The sequence below is a fragment of the Bhargavaea cecembensis genome (genome assembly GCF_000826125.2).
GTDB classification, from domain to species: Bacteria; Bacillota; Bacilli; order Bacillales_A; family Planococcaceae; genus Bhargavaea; species Bhargavaea cecembensis_B.
Map to the genome: position 1 here is coordinate 811,100 of NZ_LN651373.1, position 25,810 is coordinate 836,909.

The 25,810-nt window shown below is 51.5% G+C and carries 17 protein-coding genes and 1 pseudogene; 14 read left to right on the forward strand and 4 right to left on the reverse strand.

Going from position 1 to position 25,810, the window contains the following annotated elements; translation table 11 throughout:
* The 4 genes and pseudogenes from BN1189_RS16545 to BN1189_RS09625 form a co-directional block, all read left to right on the forward strand.
* Positions 1 to 825: pseudogene (locus BN1189_RS16545) on the forward strand (endonuclease/exonuclease/phosphatase family protein); the annotation flags it as partial.
* A gap of 672 nt (positions 826 to 1,497) precedes the next feature.
* A complete protein-coding gene (locus BN1189_RS09615) occupies positions 1,498 to 2,310 on the forward strand; it encodes an endonuclease I family protein (RefSeq protein WP_441296271.1) in 813 nt (270 codons plus the stop codon).
* 375 nt (positions 2,311 to 2,685) lie between these two features.
* Positions 2,686 to 4,674: an NERD domain-containing protein gene (locus BN1189_RS09620; protein ID WP_040227710.1), complete on the forward strand. Its 1,989-nt coding sequence runs from the start codon at positions 2,686 to 2,688 to the stop codon at positions 4,672 to 4,674.
* A 77-nt stretch (positions 4,675 to 4,751) separates the two neighbouring features.
* Complete coding sequence (locus tag BN1189_RS09625; RefSeq protein WP_040227712.1) at positions 4,752 to 5,492, forward strand: S-layer homology domain-containing protein; 741 nt, start codon at positions 4,752 to 4,754, stop codon at positions 5,490 to 5,492.
* 21 nt (positions 5,493 to 5,513) lie between these two features.
* On the opposite strand, the gene BN1189_RS09630 is transcribed toward BN1189_RS09625, so the two are convergent.
* Positions 5,514 to 5,936, reverse strand: coding sequence for an ImmA/IrrE family metallo-endopeptidase (locus BN1189_RS09630; RefSeq protein WP_179860940.1), 423 nt, complete (start codon positions 5,934 to 5,936; stop codon positions 5,514 to 5,516).
* Between the two features lie 166 nt (positions 5,937 to 6,102).
* Here BN1189_RS09630 and BN1189_RS09635 point away from each other — a divergent pair, with 166 nt between their 5' ends.
* From BN1189_RS09635 to BN1189_RS09660, 6 genes are all read left to right on the forward strand, one after another.
* Positions 6,103 to 8,076 carry an S-layer homology domain-containing protein gene (locus BN1189_RS09635; protein ID WP_143242298.1) on the forward strand — a complete coding sequence of 658 codons (1,974 nt, stop codon included), beginning with the start codon at positions 6,103 to 6,105 and terminating at the stop codon, positions 8,074 to 8,076.
* Positions 8,077 to 8,305: 229 nt separating this feature from the next.
* Positions 8,306 to 9,040: a glycosyltransferase family 2 protein gene (locus tag BN1189_RS09640; protein WP_040227715.1), complete on the forward strand. Its 735-nt coding sequence runs from the start codon at positions 8,306 to 8,308 to the stop codon at positions 9,038 to 9,040.
* 1 nt (position 9,041) lies between these two features.
* Positions 9,042 to 9,380: a DUF2304 domain-containing protein gene (locus BN1189_RS09645; protein ID WP_040227716.1), complete on the forward strand. Its 339-nt coding sequence runs from the start codon at positions 9,042 to 9,044 to the stop codon at positions 9,378 to 9,380.
* A 4-nt stretch (positions 9,381 to 9,384) separates the two neighbouring features.
* Positions 9,385 to 9,726: an EamA family transporter gene (locus tag BN1189_RS09650; RefSeq protein ID WP_040227717.1), complete on the forward strand. Its 342-nt coding sequence runs from the start codon at positions 9,385 to 9,387 to the stop codon at positions 9,724 to 9,726.
* An 11-nt stretch (positions 9,727 to 9,737) separates the two neighbouring features.
* Positions 9,738 to 11,054 (forward strand): ArnT family glycosyltransferase, encoded by a 1,317-nt coding sequence (locus tag BN1189_RS09655; RefSeq protein WP_052455791.1) that lies wholly within the window; start codon positions 9,738 to 9,740, stop codon positions 11,052 to 11,054.
* Positions 11,055 to 11,117: 63 nt separating this feature from the next.
* The gene (locus BN1189_RS09660) at positions 11,118 to 12,983 is read left to right on the forward strand and encodes an LTA synthase family protein (RefSeq protein ID WP_052455792.1); all 1,866 of its coding nucleotides are present in this window, start codon (positions 11,118 to 11,120) and stop codon (positions 12,981 to 12,983) included.
* Between the two features lie 192 nt (positions 12,984 to 13,175).
* Here BN1189_RS09660 and BN1189_RS09665 read toward each other — a convergent pair whose 3' ends face one another.
* Positions 13,176 to 14,504: a C40 family peptidase gene (locus BN1189_RS09665; protein ID WP_052455793.1), complete on the reverse strand. Its 1,329-nt coding sequence runs from the start codon at positions 14,502 to 14,504 to the stop codon at positions 13,176 to 13,178.
* 287 nt (positions 14,505 to 14,791) lie between these two features.
* Between BN1189_RS09665 and BN1189_RS09670 the strand changes: the two genes are divergently transcribed.
* Together BN1189_RS09670 and BN1189_RS09675 are read left to right on the forward strand one after the other, a co-directional pair.
* Positions 14,792 to 16,972, forward strand: a complete 2,181-nt coding sequence (locus tag BN1189_RS09670) for a 5'-nucleotidase C-terminal domain-containing protein (protein ID WP_040227719.1) — start codon at positions 14,792 to 14,794, stop codon at positions 16,970 to 16,972.
* A 282-nt stretch (positions 16,973 to 17,254) separates the two neighbouring features.
* Entirely contained in the window at positions 17,255 to 18,448 is a 1,194-nt protein-coding gene (locus BN1189_RS09675) for a polysaccharide deacetylase family protein (protein ID WP_040227720.1), read from the forward strand.
* Positions 18,449 to 18,574: 126 nt separating this feature from the next.
* On the opposite strand, the gene BN1189_RS09680 is transcribed toward BN1189_RS09675, so the two are convergent.
* On the reverse strand, positions 18,575 to 20,470 hold the full coding sequence (locus BN1189_RS09680; RefSeq protein ID WP_040227722.1) for an N-acetylmuramoyl-L-alanine amidase: 1,896 nt from the start codon (positions 20,468 to 20,470) through the stop codon (positions 18,575 to 18,577).
* 146 nt (positions 20,471 to 20,616) lie between these two features.
* Positions 20,617 to 21,486: a C40 family peptidase gene (locus BN1189_RS09685; protein ID WP_257125411.1), complete on the reverse strand. Its 870-nt coding sequence runs from the start codon at positions 21,484 to 21,486 to the stop codon at positions 20,617 to 20,619.
* A gap of 619 nt (positions 21,487 to 22,105) precedes the next feature.
* Between BN1189_RS09685 and BN1189_RS09690 the strand changes: the two genes are divergently transcribed.
* On the forward strand, positions 22,106 to 24,496 hold the full coding sequence (locus BN1189_RS09690) for a phosphodiester glycosidase family protein (protein WP_218922849.1): 2,391 nt from the start codon (positions 22,106 to 22,108) through the stop codon (positions 24,494 to 24,496).
* Between the two features lie 89 nt (positions 24,497 to 24,585).
* Positions 24,586 to 25,680, forward strand: coding sequence for an acyltransferase (locus BN1189_RS09695; RefSeq protein WP_040227726.1), 1,095 nt, complete (start codon positions 24,586 to 24,588; stop codon positions 25,678 to 25,680).
* The last annotated feature ends 130 nt before the right edge of the window (positions 25,681 to 25,810 follow it).

The window sequence follows — 25,810 nt, forward strand, 5'->3', positions numbered from 1 at the left end:
ATTGCGTCGTATAATCTCGAGAACTTCTCGAACAACAAAAAGACGACATCCGACGACAAGGCACGCAAGCTCGCCCGTGCGTTTGCGGTCGACATGCAGAACCCGGACATCGTCGGCGTGACGGAAGTCCAGGACAACAACGGGCCAGATCCGGGTGACTCGGATGCGTCGCAGTCGTATCAGCGGCTGATCGATGCGATCGTCGAAGCCGGCGGCGTGCGCTATGAGTATGTGAACATCAACCCGGTGAACAATGAAGACGGCGGACAGCCGAATGCGAACATCCGCGTCGGCTTCCTCTACAATCCGGAGCGCGTGTCGCTCACCGAAGGAATCCCGCACGGGGACGCGACGACCGCGGTCGGCTATGAGAACGGCAAGCTGACGCTGAACCCTGGGCGCATCTCGCCGCAGGACCCGGCGTTTGAAAGCAGCCGAAAGCCGCTTGCGGCGCAGTTCGACTTCCAGGGCGAGAGCGTCGTTGTCATCGCGAACCACTGGAACTCCAAGAGCGGGGACACGCCGATCTTCGGCAAGATCCAGCCGCCTGTGCTCAAGAGTGAAAAACAGCGCCTGGAAATCGCCAAGCTCGTCCGCGATTTCACTGAAGAAGTGAAGGCCGACAATCCGGATGCGAACATCGTCTCAGTCGGCGACTACAACGACTACCAGTTCTCCGCACCGCTCCGCTTGTTCGAAGGCGAGCACATGACGAACATGATCAACCGCGTGGACGCGCCGGACCGGTACACGTACGTGTATCAGGGCAACTCCCAGGTGCTAGACCATATCGTCGTGTCGAACAACCTCGTCGATGACACGGAAATCGACATCCTGCATGTGAACGCCGATTTCACCGACATGGCCGGCCGTGCGAGCGACCATGATCCGCTCATGGTGCAGGTCGATCTCGTGAAGGGGCAGAAGTTCGAACCGATTGAAGCGCAGGACCACTTCGTGTTCGACAAGCCGGGCAAGAAGAAAGAAACGATCGGCAAGCAAAGCGTATCGGTCACGATGGGGGCGAAGGCCCACTTTCCTGACGGCCTCCACCTGAACGGGCGCTATGCAGAATTGCACGGCGAAGGCTTCAAGAACCAGGTCGTCTACGTGAAACCGAAGCAGGACGGCACGATCATCGATGCGAAAGGCACTGAAGTGAAGGAACTCGTGATCGAAGGGGCCAAGCCGATCGAAGTCCGCGGCGGGGAGAACATCCGGAAGATCATGTTCCAGAAGAAAGCTTCCAAGGAATACTTGGCGCTTTATGACTCGAAGGGCCGGATCATCGGCCTTCCGGGCGAGCGGAACTTTGCACCTGTCGTGAGTACGCAAATCCCGGATCAGAACGTGATAGCAGGGGAGACGGTCACCGTCGACCTGGCCGGTCATTTCCGCGATCCGGACGGGGATAAGCTCACTTACTCGGCGACGAAAGGGACGGTCAATGGATCGGTCCTGACGCTCAGCCTTGAAGAAGGCACCCATATTGTCGGCGTGACGGCGAAAGACGGCAAGGCATCTGTCACGACCCGGTTCACCGTAACGGTAGAAGCGGCCGGGCAACCGGAAGAACCGGAGCTGCCGGGTGAAGGAGACGGCTACTATGCGGATGCAGAAGGGCTTCAGGGCGATGCGCTGAAAGACGCTCTCCATGACATCATCTCCGAGCAGTATGTCCTGTCGTACGGGGATGTCTGGGACGCCCTGAAAGAGACCGACGAAGACCCGGCCAATCCGGACAACGTCATTCTCCTTTATTCGCAGGAATCCCGTTCGAAGGACCGCAACGGCGGAAACGTCGGCGACTGGAACCGCGAGCACGTCTGGGCAAAGTCCCACGGCAACTTCGGCACATCCAACGGCCCGGGCACCGACATCCATCACCTCCGGCCGACCGATGTCCAGGTGAACAGCTCCCGCGGCAATCTCGACTTCGATGAAGGCGGAAGTCCGGTGAAAGGCTGCAACGGCTGCTTCAAAACGGCGAACTCCTTCGAGCCGCCCGATGAAGTGAAGGGCGACGTGGCCCGCATGCTGTTCTACATGGCGACCCGCTACGGCGAAGACGACCGGGTCGACCTTGAACTGAACGAAAAACTCGGCAACGGCACCGCGCCGTATCACGGGAAACTGTCAACCTTGCTGAAATGGCATGAGCAGGATCCGGTGAGCGAATTCGAGCGGAACCGGAACGACAAGATCTTCGAAATCCAAGGCAACCGCAATCCGTTCATCGACCATCCCGAGTGGATTGAGTCGATCTGGGAAAACGAGGGCAAGGCAGGCGGTCTTCAGAAGGCCTCCTGAAAGAAGAACGGGCCTGTCCAGAAATTACTGAATGGCCCCGTGAGACAGCAAAAAGCAAGGACGTCTGGAGACTCCTGCAGGATAGCCGATTGTCCGAGGCCCCTCACGGCTGTAAGCCGGAGGAGGCTCGGCGACAGGCCTGCAGATAGCGACCCGAATCCTTGCCTTTTGCTTTTTCTGTTTTAAAATCGACTTTTCGGACAGCCCCGTTATATATGAAGATTGGAGACCCAAAGAAGTGATCGACCTTAAGGCCAACCGGTTTCAGTCTTTGTCTCTACATGCCTTCAGCTGTAATTACTTCTTTCCTTTAAGCGGTTGGAAAGATTATACTGGAAGTAAAAAGAGTGACTTAGGGGAACAGGAGTGTCCTAGATGGAGAAACGAGCCTTTGGTTTGGAAGAGTTGGAGAGAGAAAAGAAGAGGGCTATCACAGAAGAAAGCCGGATCGGTACAAACGGAGAGGTCGAAGTCTTCAAGAAGTTGGACAGATTCTTGCCTGCGACCTCTATCATTATAGCCAATCCCCGGATGGGTATGTCCAGAGAGGCAGATATTCTGGTTTTCGACCCGGCCTACGGTTTTGTTTTTGTGGAAGTGAAGACGTGGGCATTTCGGCGGATTCAGCGTGTAGAACCGAATGGAATTTTTATAACGAATTTTGAACAGCAAAAGCAGTTCCCGTTGGATCAAGCCGATCGTTACCGCGCGGAGCTGAAGAATATCATTCATTCCAAAATCGGGAAAGACCCTCATAAGATTATTACCTCGGTTGCGGTATTTCCTTCATTCACGAAGGGCCAGATTTTGAGGCACCCCAGCGTCAATGGCTGGCAAGAGGCAAGCAAGGAAGCGTTCTTAAAGCATCATCTGTTCTCTGATGATCTGGAAGGCAGTTTGAAGATGAGCCTGCAGAGGGCAAAGCGTTTTCAAGGAAATGTCGAACATGAAATGCATGGAGTGGACTGGAAGCCGGTTCTGGACCTGTTGATTCCGGAAACAAGCACAGACAGACACCATCCTGTATTGCCGGAAAAAACAGAAGGTAAAGCGGATCGGCCGTTGAACATAAATCGGGAAAAACAGTCTGTCAGCAAGGACCTGAAGTATTTTGAAGAAGTATTTAGAAACTATCAGGAACCATTGATGGCACGGGATGATTATCCAGATGCCCGGATATCCGCCAGGCCTGCCAAGTCGCACCGGCAGCCGGAATCCATCAGATATGTCCCTGAGAAAGCCGGTTCCTCCGTCCTCAAAACCGGTTCCTTGGCTTCTGCGAGTCAGTCAATAAGTGAGACTGGGCGGACCCGCCAGGATCTGCACCGCAAGCGGCCGCGAAAGAAGCAGGGTAATTTGATGCAGAAGGCAGGCTATACGCTGCTTGGTTTTATTTTGTTTGCAGTTTTAATGTTCATTATGAATCTCCCCGCGACCGAAGGGAACACAGTGGACAGTGGGTACGATGATGACGATTGGTTGGCCGGCTACGACGAGGCTGAAGAAAACCCGGGTGATGAGCAAGTTGCCGGATCTATTCCAGAGTTACAAGATGAGGCATCTGAGGAGCCTGAAACAACTGTGGATGAGGGCACCGAAGTCCGGGAAGCAACAGTGGCGCAGAGAGCCGGGGAAACGGATAATGATGAGGAGATTGAAGGCGCTGCTGTTCCAGACTCTCCACCGGAAGAAGTTCCGCCTGTAACGGAGCCGGCCGAGGATGCGGGCAATTCCTCATCCGAAAGCTCGACGGTTCAGGAGAGCGGGAGCGAAGCCGGTTCGGACGCGGCACCGGTCTATTCGGGTCCCGGTTTTACCATTGGCTCCACTGAAGTACAAGTGAAGGCGATCATGGGCCCGCCCGATGAGGTCAATGCCATCCTGAATCAGTGGTCCTACGATTATTCTTCCATCCAATTTGACGAACAGGGAAGGGTAAAGGGGTGGAATGACCGAGCCAATGTATTGAAGACGGATTTGGGTTCTGCTGTACAGGGCGCTACCTTTACTCTTGGGTCTTCCTCAGGTGATGTTGTTCGCGCAATGGGAACGCCTAGCGAAGTGAATGCCATCCTGAATCAATGGTCATATGACTATTCATCTGTTTCTTTCGATGAACAGGGTAAAGTCAAAGGGTGGAGTGACCGGGGTTCGATCCTAAATGCCGACATGGGGAGCCCATCCCCGAATGCCTATTTTACGAAGGGGTCCTCGAAGGAGGAAGTGATCGCAGCGATGGGAACGCCTAGCGAAGTAAATGCCATCCTGAACCAATGGTCGTATGAGTATTCTTCCATCCAATTCGGCGAAAGCGGGATAGTTGAAGGTTGGAATAACCGGTCGGGGAACTTGCGGGTCAAATAGCGGAGCAATATGTAAGACAATTTCATTAAATGAATAGACAAGCTATAATGATAGGTACCGGAAAGGAGGCGGATACGATGAAAAAGGGATGGGTAGCCGGAGCGGGGGCGGCACTGTTGTTGGCCGCCGGATTAATGCTTTTGCCGGGTGGACAGGCAGAAGGGGACGGGCAGGTGAACCCGATGCTTTACGCCGATGTGCCACTGGAGAGCAGCCACTTCCAGAACATCATGGAGGCCCGCACGCTCGGACTCATGACGGGTTATCCGGATAACAAATTTGGTCCTTCCGTAAAGCTGAACCGGGCAAACGTCGTAAAGGCGTTCGGCAAGTATATCGAGCAGACCACGGGCAAGAAGGTGTCGGAATTTGATCTGTCCGGCGTCGAACCGTTTTCGGACGTGCCGCCAGATGCTCGTGACCAGGAGCTTTATCAATATTCACTTCTTGTGAAGAAGGAAGGGATCTTCCAGGGTTCGAACAATCGGCTGATGCCGTCGGAATACATCTCTCGGCGCCAGATGGCGATGGTGCTCGTACGTGCGTTCGACCTGCCGGATCTGACTGATGTTCAATCAAAAGTGACGGATCTGAGTCCAGATTTCGGCGAAGAGGACCGTCGGGCGATCAATATTCTATCGAAGCATCGAATCACTACAGTGAGCGAGTTCCGACCGAGAGAGACCACGAGCCGCGGACAATTCGCTTCGTTCTTGGTGGCTTCTTATCATGCTGTCCACGAGGAACATACGCCCCCGGAAGTGACCGGAATTGAAATTGAAGAAACTGAGAATACGAGTAACGAACCGGCCAGCTGATGAAGGTCGGTTTTTTTGCTGTCATGGAAGCCTGAGTCTTTTGCGGGCAAAGCTTTCTTCAACACTAAAAAGCCTGGTGATTTGTTGGATAGCTTTAATTGGTTTGAGAGGAGCGAGCAAAGAGTCCGGCAGGCAGGCGTACAGTGAAAAAAGCTCGGCTTCTCGTTCTTGAATCTTTCTCTCTTCATCATCCATGAGTAACTGGTTTCCGGAATGCAAGCATGCGTGCCCGAGTTCATGCCCGAAAAGTTGCCATTTCTTTTTGCAAGAAAGCTGTTCACCCAAGACGATGACTCCGTCACAGTAGAAGGACGCGCTTGGAAGATAGATTAGATCTATTCCGAAACGCAGAGCGATCTCTTCAGGATTCAGCTTTTCGAGACTGTCGATCCTGTGGAGCTGATATAAAGTGGATACCATTTCTTTTATCTCTGTTGTTAGCATCATTAGATTCCTCAATTCCTTAAATAGTGATCTAGCATGGCCGGTTTGAAATGGATAAATAATAGCTTTAATTAATGACTTGAAAAATAGGTCGAATTGGCAGTTTTAGACGGCTCCCATCTATGATACTATGAAGCTAACCTAATCAATAGAAGGGGATGGGAAGTTGAGTAAAAGAATAACAGTTCCTGCAGCATTGCTCCTCATCACGGCTTTCCTCTTTATGGCTGCCCTCCCTGCGGCAGCAGCAGACGATGTCACGGGCCACTGGGCAGAGAAGGATATGCGTTTCCTCATTGACCGGGGCATTTTGCAAGGGGACAACACGGGCTATCACCCGAACAAGGTTATCACCCGAGGTCAATTTGCTGTGTTGCTCGCCCGTTCGCTGAAGCTTGAAGAAGCGCCGGGGAACATTACGTTCACCGATGTAGATAACAGGAGCGGTTATCTGGCTGAGCTGCTGGCAGCGGCGAATGCCGGAATCATCGACGGATATCCGGACGGAACTTTCCGGCCGAGCGACAAAATCAAGCGGCAGCATATGGCCGTTATGATGAAACGGGCAATGGACTACCTGAAGCTGGAAGGCAAGAAACCGGGATATAAGTTCGCCGATGAAAACGAGATGCTGCCCTCTTACCGAGCAATGGTGTATGATCTTGCCGGAGCCGGGATATTCACCGGCTCCGAGCAACCGGACGGAAGCTATCTGTTCCGTCCGATGAATGAAGCACACCGCTGGGAGGCGGCCACGGTCATCACCCGGCTCATCAAAGTGGTGGAGAAGATTGAAGACGAGGAAGTGCCTTCTCCGTCTCCCTCTCCGCAAATGGACTATGCAACCGCTGTGATTGACTCAAAGGGAAATCACACGACTCTCCGCAAGTTCAAATCATTCGATGAAGCGTCTGCGGCGCTGGCAAGCGGACAGGTGGTCCTGTATAAGGATTCGATTGTCAAGATGCAGAGCGGAGTAGTCATCACGAAGCCGGCACTCACAGGTTCCACATTGACAAACGTGTATGAAAAGCCGGATTTCAAGTCGGCCTTCACTTACGTGACGAGCGATTCGGAGCTTGAATACCTCGAGTCCACCCCGAATTATGTGAAAGTCCGGATTGCCGGAAAAGACGGCTATATCAAGCATGAGAATGCGGAATTGAAAACTTGGAACATGTTGAAGGGCCGCTCGTATTATACGGCGGACAGCGCAGGAAACCTCGTCCACTATATTTTCTCCAACCGGACGGGAGGCTACTTGTCTTATTCGACCGGGAAGGCCCCTGAAGGCATGACACCGGGTGCCAAGTATACCTCATGGGATCAGGTACATTTCGTTGATGCAAACGGCAAGTCGGCACTGACCAACTACAACTATTATCAGTTCCTTCCGGCACGCACGAAGACCGTCTACTCGGCAACGGACATCGACGCCTATGTTGCGAAGAAGCTGAAAGCACTGGAAGGAACCAAGAGCGCAGCATACAAAGATGCCACGAAGAAAAGCAAGTTGATCGGCATCGGCAAGGCTTTGAAGAAAGTCGAAGAGGAAAAGGGCATCAATGCCCTCATGATCCTGGCGCTTGCCCAGCATGAAAGCAACTATGGGATGAGCGACAAAGCGCAGCTTTACAACAACCTGTTCGGCCTTGCAGTGTATGATGATCTGGATAAAGATCACAAGTTTCATAAGTACAGGTCGATTGAGGAAAATGTAAATACGCTCGCCGACCGGTACTGGAACAAAAACTATATCCCGCCAACCGGACCGTATGCAAACGGAGCCGCATTCGGCACGAAGGCTGTCGGCTTCAACGTAAAATACGCTTCCGACCCATACTGGGGGGCGAAAGCGGCCGGACATGCCTACCGGGCCGACAAGGAAATGGGCGGACGTGACTACGGCCGCTATACGATCGGCCTGACGACAGCGGACAACCTAAAAGCCCGAACATCGCCGGAAATCGGCAATAATATTCAGTTCGCCTATAAAAAATCCGGCATGCCGGTTGTAATTATTGGGTCGAACTATAATGAAGCCGAAAAGATCAATTGGCAGAATATCCTTTCTGATGATCGGGGCCGTTATTCCGTTCATGTGGCCGGTCAATATGTAGATGTAATCCATAAGCCGTAATTTGATGGGGACTGTACGAAAACTCTGCGCGTCACGGCAGAAAAAGCAAAGCAAGGACTCTGGCTGCTTTTCTTGAGGCAACCGGTGTCCTTGCTTTTTGCCGTCTAACAAAGTTTTTCAATGCGTTGAACACTGATTCCGACGGTGTTTCCGGATTATTCCCAACTCTGTTGATTGCCTATCAGCAATAAGGTATGATAGCGGTAGGCAATTTTGGAGGTTTATCTACATGAATCAAAATCAGCGCAAAAACTTGAAAGTGTTGATCATCGTACCGGCTTACAACGAAGAAGAGGCGATCGGGCTGACCATCGAAGGTTTGCTCAGACTTCGCAGTGAAATGCCCGGTCTGGATATTTGTGTGGTCAATGACGGATCCAAGGATCATACGGCCGACATCGTCCGTCAATATTCTGATGTGGTGCTGCTTGATTTGCCGAATAATCTAGGTATCGGCGGAGCAGTGCAGACGGGCTACAAGTATGCAGATTACAACGGCTACGATATTGCGGTTCAGTTTGACGCGGACGGTCAGCACAGCGCCAAGGAACTGGAGACGATCATCGCACCGGTCGCCGACGGAGAGTGTGACATGTGCATCGGCTCCCGTTTCGTAGAAAAAACGGATTACTCGGGCAGCCCTTTCCGCCGGATGGGGATCTTTTATTTTGAGCGGCTCATCCGGGTCATGTCCGGCCAGCGGATCACCGACCCGACGTCCGGCTTCCGGGCAGTCAACCGTGATGTGATCCTTTTGTTCTCTGAAGCGTATCCGAGTGATTATCCGGAGCCGGAAGTGATCATCTATCTGCGCCGAAAGAAAAAAAGAATTGAAGAACGGGCCGTACAGATGCACTCCCGACAAGGTGGCGAGTCCTCAATCACCCCGTTCAAATCAATGTACTACATGGCGAAAGTAACGCTGTCGATTGTCATGCAACGCCTTGTCGGCGGGAGGGCTTGACATGGACATCAGCATCTTCTCGTTCATTCTCGTCATCATTCTGTTTTTGATTGTGATTGAATCTGTCCGTCGCGGAATCCTCGAGACGAAGTATTCACTTCTCTGGATCATCACTTGCTTGTTCATGGGATTCTTCAGCATCAGCGAGACGTTCATCAATCGGCTCGGCAAGTTGCTCGGCGTTTTTTATCCGCCGTCGCTCTTGTTCCTGTTTGGTCTCCTGTTCGTGATTATCCTTGTATTTGACTTGACCCGCCGGATTTCCAAGCTGAACAAGGCCATGGTCAACTTGACCCAGGAATACTCGATTCTGAAGAAAAAACTAGAAGAGAAGGAATAATTCAATGGTTTATCTCGTTTTAGTCGCGAACATCCTGCTTCTCGTCACGGGGCAGGTGCTCTGGAAACTGGCGGTGTCGAACATCGATGCATGGAGCCTGCAGGCCGCCGTGCGTCTTGTTCTGTCGCCACTCTTTATCGGCGGGGCCTCGCTTTATGTGATCGCCACCGGCCTTTGGCTTTATGTGCTGAGCAAGCTTCCGCTCAGTGTCGCTTATCCGAGTCAGAGCATCAGCTACATTCTTGCTGCGATCATCGCCATCCTGGCGTTTCGCGAAACCGTCCAGCCCACCCAGTGGGTCGGCATGGCGGTCATTATCTTCGGCGTCTATCTGGTCGCCAAATAGGAGAAGGATCCATGTCCAAAATGAATAAGCTTGGCCCGTTTTTCAAAAGGCATTTCATCATCACTGTACTACTGATGATTTATGCCGGCGTGAATCTATTTTTCCTTTACACCCATCCGGGATCAATTTACAACAGCCCCGGTACGTTTGGAGAAGAAATTTCTACATACGGCTCCCGAGATGCTGCCCTTTATTCCAAGATGGCATGGCAGCTGATCGACGACGGCATCTATGGCTATGAATACAGCCCGAATGCCGCCGGCAAGCCGAATGCGTATGTTACCTACGGTCAGCCATTTTATCTGGCGGCCATCTTCAAGACAGCAGAAGTGCTGAATACAAACCATCTGATGCTTTACAGGCTGGCCAACATGTTCCTGAACCTCGGTATTGTTATTCTTGTCTATGCAATATCCTGGAGACTTTTCCGCAACCGGTGGATTTCAAATATCGCGTCGATTCTTTATATGACGCATATCGCCCCGCTTCATTATTTCAGGGCTGCGCTCACAGAGATTCCGAGCATTTTCCTTCTGCTCCTGTCGATTTACGTCTTCATCATCGCCATCAGAAAGAAAGATGTAAAGTGGCATATCGCTTTCGGCATTATTGCGTCGCTAATGCTCATGTTCCGTGCGACGCCTGCGCCCATGTTGCTGTTTGCCTGGTTGCTCGTAATGATCCGCTATGGTTGGAAGGATGGCATCAAGACAGGTTTTATCTGGTGCATCGGTCCCCTCCTCGTCATGGGGCCGTGGGCAGTGCGGAACTATATCCAGTTTGGTGAAATGTACTTGTTCTCAAGTCATGCCGGCGGACCGCTTCTCGGCGGGGCCAATCCTTTCTACCGCATTCCTCCGGAAGATTTGGTCCATGAAGCGGTCGCAAAAGGCTACAATCAGGAACAGTATGCAAAGATCCTCATACCGCAAGGATTCAAGGAAGATTTTCCGCTTTGGTTCACTTGGTTCACAATGGGCAAGACGATGTGGCTTTTCGTTGACAACAATCTGACACCGGATGGTCTTGGGCCATACTCTCAGTATATCCCGGGCTTCCTCCGCAGGTTTTTCAAGTATCAGAACATTTTCCTGGCCAGTGTAGGCCTGCTTTCCGCCTTCCTTTGCCGCAGACACCGCCCGGTCATGTATTTGAGCGTGCTTGTGCTGATCTATATCATTGCCTCAAATATGTTCCTGGCCCTGCCACGGTATGGCTTGCTGATCATGCCGCTCCTCGCCATCATCGGCGCGTATGGCATGGTGCAGGCAGTCGGCTTTATCGTCGGCAAATGGCGTGCGTTTCGCATGAAGGAGTCTCTGCAATAAACGTTACAAAAAGGCCGGGCCGGTCAGACGGCTCGGCTTTTCTTCGAAAGGAAGTGGCAACAAATGAATAAATACGTGAAAAATGGGCTCGTTCTTGCAGCGATGGCCATCTACAGCGGTGTCCTTGTCCTCATGCTTGAGGCAAAGCTTCACCAAAGTGCCGAGGAGCGGATTGAATGGATGAAGACGACCGGCACGACTGCTTTTCTGCTCAATGTCCTGATCGTATTCATGCTGTTTTTGATTTTGCTCGCTGTAACAAACCGGTTCATGATCAGCTTTATCGCGACAAATCTGGTCGCCGCCGGACTTGCCGCCGTGTCTTACTTTAAGTTCGGCTTTCTGGGTGAGAATCTGTATCCGTGGGATCTCTTCCTATATAACAACGTCATCAACCTGTTGCCGAATCTGGCCGAGCAAATCAATATACCGAGGCTGATCACAATAGCCGTGATCATTCTGCTGGCCGTCGTGGCGCTTGTCGTGATTATCCGTCTGAAAAAGCCGCCGCGCCTGGTGAAGTTTCCGTGGTGGGGAAGGCTGACTATGGGGGTTGTGGGGCTTCTGTTCTTATCAGCCTTCGTCTTTTATCGCAGCGTGCCGGCAGCAGGAGAGATGCTTGAAGATCGGCTCGGCATTCTAAACCGGACATGGAACCAGAATGATAACTACACGACGAACGGATTCTTTGTCGCCTTTCTTCTGAACGCACAGAGCGCGATCGTCCTGCCGCCGTCCGGCTACGGCAAGGACAAGCTGGCTGACATCGGAAAAGAAATCAAGAAAGATGTCAATGAAGCGGCAGCGGGGGATCCCGACGTGAAACCGAACATCATCATGATCATGAATGAAGCGTACTGGGATCCAACGAAGCTGAACGAGGATCTGAAGTTCAACCAAGATCCGATGCCGCATGTCCGTGACCTGCAGAGCGGCTGGTTCCTGGCGCCGGTGTTTGGCGGAGGAACCGCGAACTCAGAATTTGAAGTGCTGACGGGGATGACGAACACGTTCCTTCCGAATGGCTCTGTTCCGTACCAGCAATACGTCACACGCGATATTCCGGCATTGCCGGCTTATCTGAAATCATTCGGGTACCATACCCTTGCTGTCCATCCTTATCCGAAATGGTTCTGGAACCGTGAGAACGTATACGAGCATTTCGGATTTGATGATTTTCTGGATATCGACCGGCTGGACAATCCAGAGTATGTTGGTCCGTACGTCGGCGATGTGGAAGTGACAAGAGAGATCATCCGCCAAATGGAAGCAACCGATGACCCGCTATTCTTGTATGCCGTAACGATGCAGAACCATATATCCTATAACCCGGGTCGCTACGAAGAAGAGCGGATTAAGTCAGAGGGCGGAGGACTGTCCCCTGAGATGCGATCGATTGTCGATCTGTATGCACAGGGGGTTTCCGATGCCGACCAGGCGCTGGCCGATCTGCTGGCCCATCTTGAAGAGTCCGGCGAGCCGACAGTCGTTGTCTTCTTCGGTGACCATATGCCTTCACTCGGCCTGGACTTCCAGGCCTACCGGGAAGCAGGCTATGTCCCTCCAGGCAAAGGGGAAGAGGGCTGGCCGATTGAACAGACGTTCAAGATGCGGAGGACTCCGCTCGTCTTCTGGAACAACTTTGGTGCACCACAGCCGGACATTGACACGCTGAGCGCAGCATTCGTCGGACAACAGGCGCTCGAGATGGCCGGCCTGCCACAATCCCTTTTCCATGAATTCCTCGGTAAAATGCAACAAGATCTGCCGGGCTTCACACGAGAAGTTAAAGTGGACAACGAAGGGAACTTGTATCCGAACGTGCCAAAGCAATACGCAGAGTATCAATCGCGATACCAACAGATTCAGTATGATATCCTGTTCGGCGACCAGTACTCGAAAGAGAAGTTGTTCACGCCGGCAGAGTGAGGAAGAGGGGGGAGAGATTCTCCCTCTTTTCTTATTGGCAAGCAAAGCAAAGATACTACGGGAAGGTTTATAGAAACCGGAGCGGCTTAACAGAACGTTTCCGTCCAGCGAAAATCCGGCTTGCAGAATCAAAGAATCAATGAAAACAGGCGCTTCCCGCTAGCCGGGGAGCGCCTGTTCCTGTGTAAGGGATCAATAAAAACGTTTGAAGCTGTCGAACTTGTCTTTCCAGTAGGCATCGTCGACGTGGGAGACGACGACTCCCTGGGATGTGCTGGCGTGGACGAATTTGCCGCCGCCGAGGTAGATGCCCATATGGGAGATGCCTTTTTTGTAAGTGTTGTTGAAGAAGACGAGGTCGCCCGGCTGCGGGTTGTCGACGTAAAACGAACGGTTGAAGTAGCCGTCGGTGCTCGTCCGGGCGATGTCCGCGCCGGCCGTCTTGAACGCATACCAGATGAAGCCGCTGCAGTCGAAGCCGGCCGTGGTCGTGCCTGCCCACAGGTAGGGCGTGCCGACGACGGCAAGCGCCGCATCGACCGGAGAGGAGGCGGACGCTGTCGGAGGAGACGACTGGGACGGTTTGCCTGCCGCGCTACCGCCTGTGGAGACAGAACCGCCTTTAACCTTCAGTTTCTGGCCGACCTGCAGGTTGTAATTGGACAGGTTATTCCATGCCATCAGATCCGTGACGGTGACGCCGAATCTGCTTCCGATTGCAGACAAGGAATCGCCGCTCTTCACTGTGTACACATCAGAGGAGGCTTCCGGCTTTGCCTGCGGTTTCGGTTTCGGCTTGGCAGCATGGACGATGTTGCCGCTGCTGTCCGGCTTGGCCGACGAAGCGCTTCCATTCACCTTGAGCTTCTGGCCGACATGGATGAGGTGGGAAGTGAGGCCGTTCCACTTCATCAGCTGATCGACCGATACGCCGTTTTGGATGCCGATGACTGATAGCGTGTCGCCGCTCTTGACGGTATACGTGCCCGCGGTAGCAGGCGCGGCCGGCTTTTGGACCGGTTTGGCATCCGGCTTTGCCGCGCCGGCCGCCGGTTGCTGGACAGCGGTGCCCGTGACCTTCAATTTTTGTCCGACGAGGATGAGGTCTCCGGACAGGCCGTTCAGCTCTTTCAGCTTGGCGACGGTCGTCTTATGTATGCCTGCAATCTTGCTGAGTGAGTCGCCGCTTTTCACTGTGTAGACGGACGATGACGATGCCGCGGGCTGTTTCGGGGCCGGAGCCGCCTGAGCCGTTTCGGGAGCTTTCGACTGATTGGTCCCCGGCTTGGCCGTTGCCGGCAGGTCCACGAGCAGTTTCTGGCCCGGATAGATGATATCGGTCGTCAGGTTGTTCAAGTTCTTCAGTTGTGCGATGGAGATCTGATGCTGCGATGCGATTTTCCAGAGGGAATCGCCCGACTTTACCGCGTACGTGTCCGAAGCGGCTTCCGCTTCGCCCGGTGCTGCGATGATGACTGCGAGTGCAGACGTCGTCAATACCGAAAATGCGATCTTTTTCATCACTGATTCTCCTTTTCCACTAAATACACCTGTTTCCCATTGTAGCCGTTCACCTGCCGCTAAACAATAGTCTGATAGATTACGTTTTGATTACAAATAGATTACATATTCATTAAGTGAGCGGAAGCCTGTCAAAACAGGTCGAAAACACCGTTCTTCTTCCAAAAGCTAACAATGGGGCGTGCAATTCGTCATATTCAAAGTATTGACTGAATGGTAGAATAGAAGCGACAGACCGCTCTCTATCTAAATAGATGCGGGAAAACAAAAGAATAGGATGGTGTATGATGAACGGAAAATGGATCAAGGCATCTGCCTCCGCGGCACTGGCTTTCGCGCTGTTCGGCGTCCAGGCACCGGCACAGACGAAGGCGGCTGAAGGTGACTTCGAGCTGACCGTCATTCACACGAACGACACGCACGCCCATCTCGAAAACGGAGCAAAACGCGCGACGGTGATCAAGCAGATTCAGGCTGAGAAGCCGAATAACGTTCTGCTGGATGCAGGGGATGTATTCTCGGGCACGCTTTATTTCAATGAGTTCGACGGGCTTGCCGACCTTAAGCTCATGAACTATCTCGGCTACGACGCCATGACATTCGGCAACCATGAATTCGACCGTGGTTCGATTGAAGAAGATCACAAGACGCTTGCCGAGTTCGTCCGGCAGGCGGAATTCCCGATCGTCAGCGCCAACACGGACTTCTCTGAGTATGGCTTGTTTGCAGACCTTGCGGGCGGGGGAGTCACGGAGGAATTTGACGACGGCAAGTTTTACAAAGGCATCATCAAGGAAGTCGGAGGAGAGAAGGTCGGAATCTTCGGCCTGACGACAGAAGAAACACCGACCATCTCAAGTTCCAATGATGTATCGTTCAGCAGCTATGAGAAAGCAGCCAATGAAGCCGTGGCCGCTTTCGAAGAAAAAGGCGTCAATAAAATCATCGCCATCACTCATATGGGCTATGAAAGCAACCCGGAATTCGGAAACGATAAGCTGCTTGCCGAAAAGGTCCAGGGAATCGATATCATCGTCGGCGGCCACTCCCACACCGAACTGGAGAAACCGGTTAAAGTGGACAATCACGGCAACCCGACACTGATCGTCCAGACCGGTGAATACGCAAACAATATCGGCGAACTGAATGTTACATTCGACGAAAACGGCGTGGTCACAGAGTATGCCGGCGGCCTCCATCCGACAAAAGAGGCTGAAGAAGACCCGGAAGCGAAAGAGCTTCTGAAAGAGTACGACGAAGCGATTGAAGCAAAAATGAACGAATCGACAGACGTTGTGGCGGAAGTTCCGCTCGACGGCTCCCGCGGCCTCTGGGGCGTCCGTGCAGGCGAGACGAACCTCGGCAACTTGATCACGGACGGCATGCTTGAGACTGCGAAGAAGATTAATCCGGAAGTTTCGATTGCCATGACAAACGGCGGCGGGATCCGTTCCTCGATCGATCAGGGCGATATCACGGTCGGTGAAGTCATGACGCTCATGCCATTCGGCAACACGCTCGGCATTGCCAAGCTGACCGGCGAGGAAATCGTGGCGGCACTCGAGCACGGCGTGCGCCTGTTCCCGAACGAAAACGGAGGATTCCTGCACGTTGCCGGATTGAAATACACGTTTGACGGCAAAGCAGAGCCGGGCAAGCGTATTCGGGAAGTGCTCGTGAACATGAAAGACGGCTATGAGCCGATTGACAAAGAGAAAGACTACTTTGTCTCCACCAATATGTTTACAGCAACCGGCGGTGACGGGTATGACATGTTCGCCAAGGCTTATGAAGAGGGCCGTGTGAGCGAGCCGGGCAACGTCGATTGGGAAATGTTCATCGATTATATCCAGCAGTTCGACGCAGTCGCACCTAAAAAAGAGAACCGGATCGTGGCGTCCATGCCGTTCACAGACGTGAAGGAAGACAACGAATTCACGCCGTTCATCCGTGATCTTTACTATCGTGACCTTGTGCATGGGAATACGGCAACCACTTACGGGACGAATAAAGTCCTTTCCCGGACCCAGGCAACGAGCATTATTGTCCGGTCGCTCGGTCTGGAAACAGAAGGAAAGACATCGGACTTTAAGGACCTTGGAAACATGAAAGCAGAGACGAAAGCTGAAGTGGCTGCTGCACAGGAATATGGCATCGTCAAGGGCTCTGACGGCAACTTTATGCCGAATGAGCCAGTGAAGCGTGCGCAGCTTGCACTCATGCTGAAACGTGTGTACGAGCTACAGAACGGCAAGGAATATGAAGGTGACCTCTCAAAAGTTCCATTCAAGGATATCGACGGGTCCGATGAAGAGACACTGGATGCCATTGCATTCCTTTATGAGAATGGCGTCGTCGACGGTTCTGAGAACGGCACGAAGTTCCGTCCGCTCGAATCAACGAGCCGGGCACAGGCGGCCAAAATTTTCTCCAACGCGCGTGAACTAATTGTAAAAGACGAGGATTAATGAGCTACCCAGACGCGGTAATAGCTTAAAAGCAATTGATATTGTAAATAATCATGACGAGAAAGAAGATTGCACCCGGTTGCGGGCTGCAATCTTCTTTTTGATATGTTGATATCCTTCAACGGGTCAAAAAGTGATACACTTTATATTGTTTCAGGGAAAATCATGGCATGCGCTCGTCAAAGGGGGCAGGAATAAATTCGCAGGAACGATCAAAGAGGCAGTAGGTTCAATGAGCCTCAAAATTAAAGGGAAAAGCACGGATGAAAAGAGGATAGTGTAATGAACAAATTTAAGATCTTGATTCCGGTCTTCATTGTGGCAATTATAATATTGGGCATCGGCTTGTTGGGAAATAAAAAGGAGCCTTCCATAAATGAAACTGGTGAGAAAAAAGTGCTCAGCAACGTAACGGACAGCAACACGGTGATCCCGGTTGTCAATTACCACATGTTCGATGAAGAGTCAGATCATGGTTCAATCAATACCCGAAGCGAAGATTTCAGGGCACAGTTAAGGCACTTCAAGGCAATGGGATATACAAGCATCAGCAATTCCGAATTGGAAGCATACTTGAACGGAGAAGCATGGCTCCCGCCAAAGCCGATTTTAATTACAGTGGACGATGGTTACAAAAGCGTCTATGACACTGCCTTTCCCATTCTAAAAGAGGAAGGGTTCAAGGCGATTTTGTTCGTCATCACAGATAATGTAGAAAAAGGGGAACGCGTAGGACTTCCTATGGCCTCTTGGGAGCAGATTAAAGAAATGCGGGATTCCGGAGTATTTGAAATCGGAAATCATACGAACGCGCTTCATCTGCGGCATGACAATGAAAGCGGAAAAGAAGCTTTCATTACAAACCTGAGCACTGACGGGAAACCAATCACAGATGCACAGCGAAAAGAAATGATTCTGGATGATCTGGCTCTGTCCAATAAAATTATAGAAACGGAACTTGGCGCAGCGCCAAAAGCGTTCGCTTATCCATTTGGCGCTTATGACGATATTTCGGCTTCGGCAGTAAAGGAGTCCGGTTTTTCAATGGTCTATACAACAGAGACCGGGGTGAATACGTTTAATTCAAATAAGATGCAGCTTAAACGCTTTAACGGCTCCTCTATGAAAGATCCGCTGTGGTATACAGACCAATTTGCCGAATTCGAAAAGAAGGAAAAACCGAATGAGCCACGCGTGTCCCTCTTCAAAAACGAAGGAGACTATGTGGCGGCCTCATTCCTTCAGAATGATGTTTACCAAAACGGCACCAGCCTGTCCGAGGTCCGTTGTGAATTGTGGAAAGAAGAAAAGTTCGTCAGGAATTTTGGAGAGAATGATGAAACCGCGATTGATGAGAACCAAATGGTGATTGCGCGGGACGGCGGCGAAGGACTTAGTGGAAAATATGATTTAAAAGTGATCTTCACCATGGAAGATGGAACGAAGGCAGTGGAATGGAAAGAAGTAGAGTTTTGATGAGGCGAAAAAGAGTCACCACTCCAACAATCAGGAATGGTGACTTTTTTTGTATGTCTTTTTAGATATAAAAACAGGCGAAACTGCACTCCGTTTTCCGGATGCAATCTCGCCTGTCTTTGCTTTTTAACGGTTGTAGTAATCCACAATTCCGTTGTAAACCGCTTGTGCATAGCGCTCAAGATAAGCGTTGCTCGTTAGCTTCGAGTAGTCCTGCGGGTTAGTGATGAACCCGAGTTCGACGAGGACGGCCGGGATATGCTGGTTGCGGATGACGTAGAAACGCTTGTCGAACGTTCCGCGGTTGTGCATGCCGACATCCTTGACGAGACGTTGCTGGATGTCATACGCCAAGTAGCTGCTTTCTGCGCCGTTCATGTTGATCGATGTGTCGAAGAACACTTCGGAGCCTTTGGCTGCTGTGGAGCCTGCCGCATTCACGTGGATGCTGACGAAGTCTTCGGCATACTTCTGAGCAGCGTAATCCACCCGGTCCTGCAGGGAAGGGAATGAATCGCCTGAGCGCGTCATGTAGACGGTCGCCCCGGCAGCCTTCAGTTTCTGCTCGACCAACTTGGAAACTTTCAATGTGATGCTTTTTTCAGTGACGCCGTTTTTCGACGTACCCGGGTCAGATCCGCCGTGGCCTGCATCGACGACGATGATCCGGTTCTGCAGGATAGATCCGCTCGTGTTTTTAAGTTTCAGGAACGACTTATGAACATAGGCAGTCTTTCCGTTGTAGTCAATCTGCGCCCACCAGCCGTTCAGCTTCTTCACAGTCACCTGTGCACCTTTATTCAGCTTGCCGAGAGAGGCGGTTGAATCAGACGGACCTTGGCGGACATTCAGGCTGTTGACGGTTACTTTCCCGACCAGATTGCCGCCTGGTGCTGCAGGTGGTTTCGGTGCTGGCGGCGCTTCGACTTTTTCGGTGTATGCCGACTGGATATATGCTGGCAGACCGTTGAAAATGACGAGGTGCCAGCCATTCTTCGCGCCATATACGTCAATGACTTCACCGTTTTTCAGCTGGCCGATGACCACGCCGTCAACGGAAGGCTTTGACCGGACGTTAAGTACCGGATCGGATGCCGACTTTGTATTCACTTTGACCGCATGAGTAGCTGAGCCAATATCCTGGTTGTCGGCATCGAGCATGGCGACGTATGCGGAACTTGCATTGATGTAGGCCGGTCCTTTTTCATAGCGGACCTGAACCCATTCGCTCGTCTTCAGGTTGTCGTTCTTCAGGATGGCGACGAGTGAACCCGGGTTCAGCTTGCCGATCACCTTGCCGGAAGTCGTCGGTGAGTTCCGGATGTTCAGTGCGCTGCCGAGATTGTTATGCACCCGGGCATTGGCGATTACGGTGTTGTTCACCGGGGCGACTTTAAGACGGAATTTCTGATCCATCGCGCGTGCGAGGAACATAGAGAACTGAGCCCGGGAAAGTTCAGACCCTGTCCGGAATTCGCCTTGCGACCCCTGAGCAATCCCGTTGTAATAAAGACCGTTTAGTTTGGTGGCGTTTTCGTATCCCGTTTCGACATCGGAGAACATCAGGGGCTTCTCAATTGTAATCGGCTCTTCCACATTGAATGCATTTGCCAGAACTTTGATCATTTGGCCCCGTTTCAAAGTTCTCATCGGCTTGAACGTTCCGTCCGAATAGCCGGAGAAGAACCCGAGCTTCGCCGCAATGCCGACGTATTTTTTCGCTTCATCCGACTTCAAATCCGGAAAAGTGAACTCCGAGGCATCCATATTTTCGTTGCCTGTTGCAATCACGAGCATCTTGGCTGCCTGGAAACGGGTGACCGGTTCATTCGGCTTGAAGAGGGATTTGCCGTTTTCTTCATAGCCGCTGATGATTCCTTTGCCGGCAATGAAGTCAACATGCTGCTCAAACTCCGTGTTGCCGGTGTCTACAAACTTGCCGGCAGCTTCAGTTTGGAGCGGAATTCCCAAAATCAGCAGAACAGATAAAAACGGAAGCAGGAGACGTCGTTTAATGTCCATTTTTTCCTCCTATCAATCTTTCTATTTCGACTCCATCATATCAAATGAAAACCTATTATTCTATCACTATTCCACTATTCTTTTAAAGAATATGAAAAAAAGACCAAAGTCCCGGTTTGGGAACTTTGATCTTCGGGTAATTCATCTCACAGACGGTCCATGAACTTTCCGAGCTGAGTGCGCGAGACTTTGTCATTCAGTCCGTAAGTGCCGGCTTTAGGGCCGTCAGTGTAGCCGGTTGTGACGTTGTTGTGATAGAGCGTGTTGACGTAAGGAGCTGCCCAGCTGTCTGCCGGTACATCCTTGAATGGTGCTGGTGTAGTACCTTCGAGATCGAACGCTTCGACGAGGATTTTCGCCATCTGGGCACGGCTCAGACCGCTTTCAGGGTTAAAGTTGCCGTCGGACCCGGTGAAGATGCCTGCTTCATAAACAGCGTTGACTACCGCAAGCTGCGGATGGTTGCCAGGGATATCTTTGAAGTACGTGGCTGTCGGGTATTTAGCTTTGATGCCCAGTTCTTTTACAATAGCTTCAGCTGCCTGGAGACGGGTGATTGGCTTTGCTGCGTTTGCATAAGGGTTTTTAGCAGAAGTCTGTGCAACTTCCGGCGCTTTTTCAGCTACAGGCGCTTTCTCAGGGAAGTTGGCAATCCGGCGTGCGCCGATATATTTGCTGCCCCAGTAGTAAGGGTCGCTGAGCGACGTGATTGTCACACCGCGGCTTGTCGATGCATGGATGAAGCTGTTCGAACCGATGTAGATCCCGACGTGGGAAACGCCTTTGCCCGAAGTGTTGAAGAACACAAGGTCTCCGGTCTGGAGGTTCGACTTGGCAACAGCCTTACCAGTGTTCATTTGAGTACCAGTTGTGCGCGGGATGCTGACACCGGCTTCTTTGTAGACGAGCTGCGTGTAGGCCGAGCAGTCAATTCCCGTCTTGACCGACGAGCCGCCGTATCGGTAAGGTGCTCCGAGATATTTTTTGGCCGTGTTGACAACGGTCGATTGCGTCACGGTGGTTGCTGCCTCAGTGGCGTGTGGTGCGATTCCGGAAATGACTAGGACGGCCGATAGTATGAACAAGAGACGTTTCATAGATTTTGATAGTTCCCCTTTCAGACTGTTCCGTTCCTGCTTTGGAATAATCTCTTTATATTTTTCTCACAAAATGAGTTTAGCATAGGAACCTGTGTGGTAAGGTTACAGTTACATTACAAAGGTATTACAGTTAAACAGTCTATTGACCTATTTGAAACAAACAAAAACCGGCCTTTTCGGCCGGTTTTCTCACATTTGCGACATTTTGACCATTTGACTGTGGGATAAACTTGGAATCACAGTTTCCTAGAAAAGATTAACTGTTGCCGGGTAATCGGCCGGACGGCCCCTAACTATTATCTTCAACCCTATATTGCTTTTGAAATTCATTCTTGTTTTCAAGATTTGAATGCTATCAAAATTAGGCTTGCCATCCAATTAATCTACCATTAGAGTAAAGGATAGATTTTAGGATGGAGTGAGTGAAAACATGAAAAATATGAAAGCCACTGCTGCCGCGGCGTTCGCTTCCTTTCTGCTTTTGTCGTCGGCAGCCGCGCCTGCGCATGCACGGACATTCACCGTCACGCCGGGAGTGGAATACGATTCCGAAACAGGGCAAAAGCCGGGGGCGAACCGCCTGACGATAGACATGCAGAAGCCGGGAGTTTCGGTTGAAGCGCTGACCAATGATCCCATTGACAGCCTGTTGCAGACTTCAGTCCTTTCTAAAAAGCTTTCTAATGAAGGCCATCAGATTGTCGGCAGCATCAACGGGTCCATCTTCCACATCAACCCGAAATACAACCCGCTGAATAAGGGGATGCCGGCATACTTGCTCATGCAAGACGGAGAAGTCAATACATACGGCGCGATTGAAAAAGACCGGGACCAGTTCATGAACCGGCCCTCGGCGTTTGCAGTGACCAAGGAAGGAAAGGGACATATCGGTCTCTTCGGATATGATGCCGAGGTTTCTGTGAACGGAGTACCAACAACGATTGATTCGATCAACAAGCAACAACGGGAAGAAAATGAAATCATCCTTTATACAGATACTTTCAGCTACAGGGACACCCACCAAAACAAATACGGGATGGAGATCGTTCTAAATGGTTTCTCCAAGCCGTTTGAAGAGGGCTATAAACTGGGCGATCAAGTCCAGGCCACCGTTGCCAGTGTCGGGCCGGGAGGTTACACGGCAATTCCTGAAGGCGGCGCGGTCCTGTCCATCCACGGCCCCGAAAATGTCCAGCGCTTTTCGGGTCTGAAAAAAGGGGAACAGGTCTCCCTGAAAATTAATTTGACGAAGCCGTGGAATGATGCGAAATTTGTTCTGGCAAGCGGTCCGCTTCTCGTGCAGAACGGGAAAGTCAAACTTGAAATGGATCCAAAGAGTGCCCGGGCAAATGAAATCGCTCCCCGCACGGCTGTTGCAACGAATGCGGACGGCAGTGAAGTATACCTCATCACGGTAGACGGCAGAAGCTCGGTCAGCCGTGGAATGAAGCTGCCGGAATTTGCACAGTATCTCGTATCGATCGGGGCCCATAATGCACTCAACCTGGACGGCGGAGGATCCACCACGATGGCAGTCCGGGAACGGGGCGCGCAGTATCCGGTTGTGTTTAACCGGTTATCGGATGGTGCCGAACGCCGCGTCTCCACAATCTTGAGTGCGGTGTCTTACGAAGCAACAGGAACGCCTGTCTATATGAATGCAAAAATATCTTCTTCTTCCGTAGCAAAAGGCGGACGGGCAAAAGTGATCGTCAATTGGGCGACGGACCGGAATTATCATCCGGTGAAAGTAGAAGCGTCGAAGCTGCAGTATTCGGTGGAAGGCGGGATCGGCACCATCTCGGCCAACGGGGAATTCACGGCGCAGAAGACCGGCAAGGGCACGGTCACCGTCCGTTACGGCAATGCATCCCAGTCATTCCCCGTTGAAGTTAAAAAGGCGGAGCCAAACGGCATGATCAGTGGCTTTGAACGTGCAGCAGACTGGAAAGCAGAATCTGCACGGGCAAAAACGACTCTCAAGTTTAACGCGCCAAAATCTCCGGTAAAGGAAGGGAAAACGTCGCTCGGCCTGCAATATGACTTCACTGGCCAGAAAGGGACATCCGCTTCTTATGCGGTGACTAACTCTATCAATTTAGCTTCAAAGCCTGATCGGCTGGGCCTTTGGGTGTTCGGTGACGAGGCGAAGCACTGGCTGCGCGGCACAATCCGGGATGGTGCGGGCAAGGAATATACGATCGACTTCACCGAGCAGGGCGGCCTCGACTGGGATGGCTGGCGCTATGTGACGGCCGATTTGCCAGCAGCAGCAGTGAGCCCAGTCTCCGTGCAGAAGATCTATATCGCAGAACCCCTGGATTCCAACAAAAATAAAGGCACCATCTATCTTGACCGCCTCATTGCTGACTATGACGGTAAGCATGTCGAGCAGCCATTCAATGACATCCCGCTTGATTTCTGGCACATTGAAGAAATCAGGATGGCGGTTGAAAATGGTTGGATCAACGGATATCCCGACGGCACCTACCGGCCGGCAGATCATATCACGCGTGCGCATGCCGCCCTCCTGATCAGCCGGACACTTGGACGAAAGGGTACCGTGGTCAATGAAGATCCGTTCAAGGACGTGTCGAAAGACTACGGGTATGCCGGAGAAATCGCTTTAATGAAAGAGCTCGGCATCATGACTGGCGATGAAAACGGTAACTTCAAGCCACAGGCCAAGCTGTCCCGTGCCCAGATGGCAAAGGTCCTTCAGCAAACCTACAAGTTGCAGCCGAAAAACCCGGTGCCCGAGATTTCGGACATCGACAAAAACAATTGGTCGTACGGACCGATTTCGACGATTGCCAGCCATGGTCTGACCGTACTCGGCGAAAATAACACTTACCGACCGAACTCGTTTGTCTCGCGAACCCAGTTTGCGGCATTCATTGCACGCGCGGAAAGCATGGAGAAGTAAACAGCAAGACCCGGGGCGCTCATGGCTCCGGGTCTTGTTCTAGCGTTCATGTATAATAAAGATTCACGTTTCAAGGGAGGGGGGCGAAGATGAAGAAAGAACGGATTGAATCTCTTAAATACATGAGGGTCGTGGCCATGTCGTTTGTCGTCCTGATCCATACAACAGGCGTAGCGTTTTTTCACGTTCCGACGGATAGTCCCCTTTACCAAGTCTACCTGTTTTTGAATCGGTTCACCCGTTTTGAAGGAGCGGTATTCGTCTTTTTGAGCGGCATGCTGCTTTTCTATAATTATGAAGATAAACCCTTCACAGTGAAGACATGGCTTGGGTTTTACCGCAAACGGTTCCTGTACATCCTGGCGCCTTATATCGTCTGGTCTGTGTTCTATGAATGGTTCGGCCATGTTATGGGCTACCGCAGCTTCGATGGGATCGGACAATTATTTAGTGATCTGCTGGACGGCGGTGCCAATTATCAGCTGTACTTCATCATGATTCTGGTTCAGCTATATTTTCTGATGCCGGTTTTCGTTTTTTTGGTCCGGAAATTCCCGTTTGTCCGCAAATGGCTATTCCTGATCGGTTTTCTTGCCGAATTTATATACCAGGTGCTGAACCGTACATATGAGTGGATTGACTTTCCGTTTTTCATGGTCTATCTTGCCAGCTTCCTCTTTGGTGGATGGACAGGCATCCATTATCAGAAATTAAAAACCCCATGGTCTGCCGGGAAGTATCTGGCCGTGTCAATTGCGACGTTTGTAATAGGCATCGTATACATGGAGCTTTATCTGAAACACAACATTCTTAAAGAACCGGTGATGCCATATGCGCCGTTCAAGTTTATCGCGATGTTTTATTATCTGCTCGCCTGTTTTCTGCTATTCAAGCTTGGAATCAGGCTGGATCAAGTCGCTCCAAAGCGGATCCAGAATGGAGCCGAGCGTCTTCGGATATATTCTTTCGGCTTTTATCTGGTCCATCCGTTCATCTTGTATTTGTGGGAGATGTGGCTGTCGTCAGAAGGCGGATGGACTTTCCATGCGTTGATATTCATCCGGTATGTGCTTGTCATGGCAAGCTGTTATGGACTGATCCGCATCGTTCATCTGCTATTTCCCGGTGCATGGTTCATTTTTGGGAAGCTCCCGCCGCCGAAAGGAAGAACGGTTGGCAGGTGAGTACTTAACTGGCACGGGTGCAACGTTCCCGTTGAAACATGCGTCATAAAACATGGGACGGGCGGATTGAAATCATCAAACAACCGGTTATAGTCCGCCCCCTCCAACTGTGTTATAGTTAACAAATAGA